The sequence below is a fragment of the Amycolatopsis sp. SID8362 genome, from assembly GCF_010550475.1.
In the GTDB taxonomy this organism is placed as follows: Bacteria; Actinomycetota; Actinomycetes; order Mycobacteriales; family Pseudonocardiaceae; genus Amycolatopsis; species Amycolatopsis eburnea.
Map to the genome: position 1 here is coordinate 1 of NZ_JAAGNB010001182.1, position 4987 is coordinate 4987.

A 4987-nucleotide genomic window follows, 5' to 3' on the forward strand; every position below is an offset into this window, starting at 1 on the left:
CCCCGAGGCCGTGGCGGCGGTGGCCGCGGCGGCGGCCGCCTCGTCCCGCAGCGGCGGGGCTGTGTTCGTCACGACTTCAGTCACGCTGACGATCCTCTCCGGACCCGGCCCGCCGGTCACCGTTGTGCCGCACCGGATTCGCCCCGCGCGTTCGTCGGCGCGGACGAACTTCCCCGCGCCAGCACGGTTTCCGCGAGCTTCCGGACCAGCGCGGTGCGGCGGGGCAGCTCCGCGACGAGGACGTGTTCGTCGTCGGCGTGCGCGCCGCCGCCGACGGCGCCGAGGCCGTCGAGCGTCGGAATGCCCAGCCCCGCGGTGAAATTGCCGTCCGAGGCCCCGCCTACGGCCGCCTCGGCAAGCGGTCCGATACCGAGGCCGTCGGCGAGTTCGTTCGCGAGCACGAACAGTTCCGCCGACGCCTTCGCGTCCAGCGGCGCCCGGTTGATGCCGCCGCCGATCCGGATCCCCGAGCCGTCGACGACCGGGGCCAGGCTCCGGATGGCGCGGTCCACGCGGTCCTGCTCGTCCGTGTCCCACACTCGCGCGTCGACCGCGACGCTCGCCGCGGCGGGCACGGTGTTGGTGGTCGTCCCGGCGCTGAGCGCGGTCGGCACGACGGTGGTGCCCTTCTCCGCGTCCGCGAGCGCGGCCACGGCGAGGATCTGGTGGGCGACCTCGATCCCGGCGTTGACGCCCTTCTCCGGCTCGAGCCCGGCGTGCGCGGCGCGGCCTTCGACCTCGACCCAGTACCGGGAAACGCCTTTGCGGCGGGTCTTCAGCGCCCCGCCGTCGGCCGACGCTTCGAGCACGAGCACCGCGTCGCAGGTCTTGGCCTCGTCCTCGATCAGCGGCCGGGACAGCGGCGAGCCGATTTCCTCGTCGCCGGTGACGAGGATCGACAGGCCGTCCCGGTCGGGCAGCGCCGCGGCGGCGTGCAGGGCCATCACGACGCCGGCTTTCATGTCGAAGCAGCCGGGGCCGCGCAGGACGCCGTCGCGGACCTCGAACGGGTGGGTGGCCAGGGATCCCAGCGGCCACACGGTGTCGTGGTGCCCGAGCAGCAGCACCCGCGGCTCGCCGAACCGCCACCGCAGGTGCGTGCAGCCGTCGGTGACGATCCGTTCGGGCTCGGCCCCGAGGAGCCGCCGCCCGATCGCGGCGACGACCTCGGCGCTGCGCGCGACGGCTTCGTGGTCCTCCGACGGGGATTCGCAGCGGACGAGCGCCTCGATGTCGTCGATCACTTCGGCTCACCCCGCAGCGGCTGCCCGGGAAGCGCTTCCGGGTCGAGCTTTCCGTCGCCGATCACCCGCACGCCGGCCACGAAGAGGTGCCGGATGCCGTGCGACGGCCGGGTCGGGTCGGTGTAGGTCGCGGTGTCGGTGATCCGGTCCGGGTCGAGCACGACGACGTCGGCGTCCGCACCGGCGGCGAGGTGGCCCTTGCCGCGGGCGGCGGGCGCGACGTCGTCGAGGAGCCGCGAAGGCAGGTAGGAGCAGCGGCGGAAGGCTTCGAGCCAGGTCCAGGTGCCGGTTTCGCAGACCATCAGCCGCAGGGTCTTCGCGAAGGTGCCGGCGGTGCGCGGGTGCGTCGTGCCGCCCGGCGGCAGCGGCCACTCGGTGCTCTCGGCGCGGCCGTCCTTCCAGTACACCGGCATGGCGTCGCTGGCGACGATCGCGTCCGGGAAGGCCAGCGCCTGGTGCAGCAGGCCGCGGTCACGGGGATCGTGCTCGTCGAGGAACTCCAGGAGGCAGGGCGCGCCCGGATCTTGCCTCCGGATTTCGAGGAGACGCGCCTCGTCGCGAACGCGCTCCCCCGTCTCGAGGATCACGACGCTCGACGGGCGGAGTCCCTTCAGCCGCAGGCGGTCCGGCTCGATGAACGCGGCGCCGACGGCGGTGCTGCCCGCACCGTACGGGTAGGCCTCGACGGTGACGCGCGAGCCCTCGCGGCGGGCGTTGTCCAGCGTGGCGAGGACGCGGTCGACGTGGTGGCCGGAGGTGCTGTTGACGTGGCAGTGGTGCATCGCGGCGCCGGTTTCCCCGGCCGCGACGGCGATTTCGACCGACCCGTCGACCGGGATCGCGGGGTCGACCTCGACCAGTTCGCGGACGTGCGTGTAGGTCGGCACCCCGGCCTTGGCGGCGAGCCGCGCGACGGCGAGGAACTCCCCGGGGTCGGTGGCGGGTGCGTACCCCATGAGGACGCCGATGCCCAGCGCGCCGTTCGCGATCTCGGCGTCCAAAAGGGACAGCCAGGCACCGAGTTCCTCTTTGGACGAACTCCGCTGCCAGCGCGGGTTCCCGAGCACGGCCAGTCCGCTGCCGATGTTCGCGTCGGGTTCGATCCCGGCGAGCACCTGCGCGCGGGCGGCGCCCCAGGAGGCGGAGAAGCCGTAGTGCAGCGGCCGCCCGGCCGCGGCGGCCTCGGCGTACGCCCGCTCGACGGGCATCAGCCCGGCTTCGAGGTCGAGCGCGGTGGTGACCCCGTCCATGGCCTGCAGCCGCTGCCCGGCGACGGAGTGGACGTGGCTGTGCAGGTCGACGAACCCGGGCCCGACGACGAGCCCGGTCACGTCGATCCCGGTGGCGTCGGGGGCGTCGAGGTCCGCACCGACGGCGGCGACCTTGCCGTCGTCGATGAGCACGTCGGCGACGCCGTCGAACCCGCTGCCCGGGTCGACGACCCGGCCGCCCCGCAAGAGTGTCCGCACCCGCTGCCTCCTCGTGGTCACCGATCCCGGTGACGTTAGGAGCATTCCGGCGGGCGCCGTTGGTGCGCGACGACGAATGCGGGCGGCGCGGTCCGTCCGTGCGGACGAACTCGGCCGGCTCGTGAGTGGCAAGTAGGGTTCTAACCCGACTTGCCACTCACGACGGGTCAGGCGCCGGGGCCGGTCCAGCCCTCGGGCACGTGCCCGATCCGGACCCGCTGCGGGTGGTCGCCCACCGGGACCGAGACGCGCTTCTGGCCCGTCGCGAAGTCGATCGCGGTGACCTGGTCGGCACCGGCCTCGGAGATCACGCACGCCGTGCCGTCGCCGCTCACCGTCGCCCAGTACGGCTTGACCGCCGGCACCAGCGCGCCAGCCTGCAGGGTCGCGCGGTCGACGACCGTCGCGTAGTCGTCCATCGTGCCCGCGACGCAGAGCTTGTCGCCCGCCGGGCTCATCGACAGGCCGTGGTGGCGCGAGTCGTTGACGAACGTCGTGCGGTCGTCGCTGGTGGCCGGGTTCTTCGGCAGTTCCTTGAGCCGGGTGATCTTGTCGGTCGCGACGTCGTACTCCAGGAAGCCGTTGAAGAACGAGACCTGGAAGTACAGCTTCGACTCGTCCGGCGTGAACGCCACCGGCCGCACCGCGTCGGACAGGTCGCGGCGCCCGAAGGCGTCGAGGCGCTGGCGCATGTCGATCACCTTGACCTGGGCGAACGTCGTGGCGTCGACGACGGTGATCCGCCGGTCCCCCTTGGTGAAGTCCCAGCCCGGGTCATCGAGGTCGGTGTTGACCTCGCCGATCGACATGTTCCAGAGGTACCGGCCGCCGTCGGTGAAGACGTTCTCGTGCGGCTTGTCGCCGGTCGCGAAGGAGCCGACCTGCTGCCCGGTCACGATGTCCAGCACGTGCACGGTGTTGGACGTCGAGGCCGACACCGCGACGCGGCGCCCGTCCGGCGAGACGGCCATGTGGTCGGAGCGGAAGCCCGACACCGGGAAGCGCCAGTTGATCCGGCCGGTGGTGAGGCTGATCGACACGACGTCGGCGAAGCTGGGCCGCGACGCCACCACCGAACCGCCGTCCGGGGTGGTGTACATGTCGTCGACGAACTGGTCGTGGCCTTCGCCGGGGCCGTTGCGGATGCCGAGGAAGAACGCCAGCTTGATCGGGTTGAGGTAGATCTCCCGCAGCCGGTCGTCCTTGTCCGGGATGATGTTCACGCGCCCGATGCGGCCGAACGAGCCCCGCGACTGGATGACGTCCGCCGTCCCGTCCCAGTTGTTGCCGACGAACATCACCTCCCGCAGGGCCGCGGGGGCACCGGTCGCCGGCACCGCGGCGCCGGTCACCAGCAGGGCGGCGGCGGACAGCGCGTACGCCGCGCGCGAGAGGTACGACCGCCGTCGGGTCGGGGAAATGCGCACTGGGAACACCTTTCGACGCTGAAGAGGTGCGGCGAGGACTGCGATGGCTTTCGTGCGGTAGAGCGGTTACTGTCCGGTATCGCCACGATAACCGGCCCCCGGAGCCGCTCCGGTAGGGCCGCTCGGCCAACATCGCGCGCGCGGCGTTGTGGCCGTGCCACAACGGGCCCGGGAGGTGCCGTGCCGGCGTTGCCGCTGCTCCGGCAGGTGCTCGACGCGATGGCCGCGGACGAGACCGTGCTGGACGAGCTCGTGCGCGCGGCGCGCAGCCAGTCCCCGGCGGTCGCGCGGCTGCCGGAAGCCGAAAACCGCCGCCACGTGCAGTTCCTGCTGTCGGCGGCGCTGCGGGCCACGACGAACCCCGGCACGGCCGACTACACGACGGCGGAGAAGCTCGGCGCCGACCGCGCAGAGCAGGGTGTCCCGCTCACCGACCTGCTGCGCGGCGTCCAGGCGGGCCGGACGCTCGCCGCGCGCGTCGCCGTCGAACGCTGCCGGGCCGCCGGGCTGCCCGACGACGTCATCCTCGAGACGGTCCTGGACGCCGAGCGCTACACCGGCGCGCTGGAACGCCACATCGTCAAGGGCTACCACGCGGCCGAGCTCCAGCTGTCGCGCACGGTCCGCGACGCGCGCACCCACCTGCTGCGGACGCTCCTGCTCGCCGGGCCGCCGCCGACACCGGAGGAGCTGCGGCACGCGGGTCTGCGCCCCGAAGGCCGGTACCACTGCGTGGTTTCCGACGTCAGCGATCCGGCGCGGGCCCGCACCCTCGAACAGGCGCTGCTGGAGTTCGGCGGGGTCTACGGCCTGGTCGAAGGCAGGCTCACCGGCCTGGCGGCCCGCG

Annotated in this window: 3 protein-coding genes and 1 pseudogene; 1 reads left to right on the forward strand and 3 read right to left on the reverse strand. The window is 73.0% G+C overall.

The annotated features are described in order from the left end of the window. Window positions 1-116: 116 nt before the first annotated feature. The 3 genes from G3I65_RS36915 to G3I65_RS36925 all read right to left on the reverse strand — a co-directional run bounded on the left by G3I65_RS36915 (window position 117) and on the right by G3I65_RS36925 (window position 4140). Window positions 117-1244, reverse strand: coding sequence for a M20 family metallopeptidase (locus G3I65_RS36915; protein ID WP_160700201.1), 1128 nt, complete (start codon window positions 1242-1244; stop codon window positions 117-119). Continuing rightward, window positions 1241-2713: an amidohydrolase family protein gene (locus G3I65_RS36920; RefSeq protein WP_309235910.1), complete on the reverse strand. Its 1473-nt coding sequence runs from the start codon at window positions 2711-2713 to the stop codon at window positions 1241-1243. The genes G3I65_RS36915 and G3I65_RS36920 overlap by 4 nt, the downstream gene beginning before the upstream one ends. A gap of 167 nt (window positions 2714-2880) precedes the next feature. Then, window positions 2881-4140 carry a YncE family protein gene (locus tag G3I65_RS36925; RefSeq protein ID WP_160700203.1) on the reverse strand — a complete coding sequence of 420 codons (1260 nt, stop codon included), beginning with the start codon at window positions 4138-4140 and terminating at the stop codon, window positions 2881-2883. A gap of 180 nt (window positions 4141-4320) precedes the next feature. Between G3I65_RS36925 and G3I65_RS36930 the strand changes: the two are divergent. Next, a pseudogene (locus G3I65_RS36930) lies at window positions 4321-4987 on the forward strand (PucR family transcriptional regulator); the annotation flags it as partial.